Origin of the sequence: Aeromonas sp. HMWF014, from assembly GCF_963878295.1 — a bacterium.
Taxonomy (GTDB): Bacteria; Pseudomonadota; Gammaproteobacteria; order Enterobacterales; family Aeromonadaceae; genus Aeromonas; species Aeromonas popoffii.
This window is the reverse complement of sequence record NZ_CAWNYS010000423.1, coordinates 1-1,325: the sequence shown is the minus strand read 5'-3', so window position 1 is coordinate 1,325 and position 1,325 is coordinate 1. Positions and strand designations below refer to the sequence as shown.

General features: G+C 62.9%; 1 protein-coding gene. It reads right to left on the bottom strand.

Annotated elements, in window-relative coordinates; all coding sequences use genetic code 11:
* On the bottom strand, positions 1 to 923 hold a 923-nt coding region (locus AAC083_RS16835; RefSeq protein ID WP_108537212.1), incomplete at its 3' end, for an NAD-dependent epimerase/dehydratase family protein.
* Between the last annotated feature and the right edge of the window lie 402 nt (positions 924 to 1,325).

Genomic DNA, 1,325 nt, shown 5'->3' with positions numbered 1-1,325 from the left:
GTGTGCAGGGGGGCGCTGTCGGCCCAGGTGGCGTGCATGTCGCCGGCCTGCATCGGCAGCATCCGCTTGATGGCAGGCTTGTTCAGCGCCTGCTCCAGTGCCTCGATGAAGTCGAGCAGCTGCACCGGCTGGCCGTTGCCTATGTTGAGGATGCGGTAGGGGGCGGTACTTTCGGCCTGACTGTCCTGGCTGGCGTGCCAGTGCGGATTGGCGCGCGGTGGCCGTTCGGCGACGGCGAGTATGCCGTCCACTATGTCGTCTATGTAGGTAAAGTCGCGGCTGAGCAAGCCCTGGTTGTACACATCGATAGGCTCGCCAGCCATGATGGCGCGGGTGAACTTGGCGATGGCCATGTCGGGGCGACCCCAGGGACCGTAGACGGTGAAAAAGCGCTGCCCTGTGGTGGGCAGGCCGTAGAGCGCCGAGTAGGCGTGGGCCATCAGCTCGCCGCTCTTCTTGGTGGCGGCATAGAGGGAGACGGGGTGATCCACCGGCTGCTCGGTGGAGAAGGGCATCTGGTCGCTCAGGCCATAGACGGAGCTGGAGGAGGCGTAGATCAGATGGTTTATGCCGTGCTGGCGACACCCCTCAAGCACGGTCAGCATGCCGGTGAGGTTGCTGTCGGCGTAGGCAAACGGGTTCTCCAGCGAATGGCGCACCCCCGCCTGGGCCCCCAGGTGGATCACCCGCTCGAACCCGCTCTCGGCAAACAAGGCAGCCATGCTGTCCCGATCTGCCAGCTCCCGCTGTTCGAAGCGAAAATGGGAAAAGGGGACCAGCCGGGCCAGTCTGGCCCGTTTCAGGCTCACCTCGTAGTAGTCGTTGAGGTTGTCGAGCCCCACCACCTGATGGCCCGCCTCGCACAGCCGCCTAGCGACGTGAAAGCCGATAAAACCGGCGGCGCCTGTCACCAGATACTTCATACGTGTTGTCCTGTGCTGATCATGGGGCCTGTGGTCCTGAGTGGGGGCTGAAAAAGGGCTGGACGCTTTGTACCAGCGCGCGGGCCCCGGCGCCACATGGAGGCGGCGCCATAGTGGACGAGGGCTGGCTCGTCAGGCGCGGCATGCTGCATCTTGGTGCACTGGCTGTCAATGGAGAATGACAGGCACCAACATGGGGCGTTCCCCGTGACTATTGTGATCCTGGTCGCAAAAAATAGACTGGACCCCATAACGAAGCCCTGCGGACAGGGCTCGCGTCCGCCCTGGCGGGCACAAGACACTCTTTTCACTTTTCACTTCGCTATTGGATACAGGTTATGGACAACACCCCAGGCTCTGCGCGCTCAGCCCGTTCTGCGCATCCCCTCTATGAAGATGTAC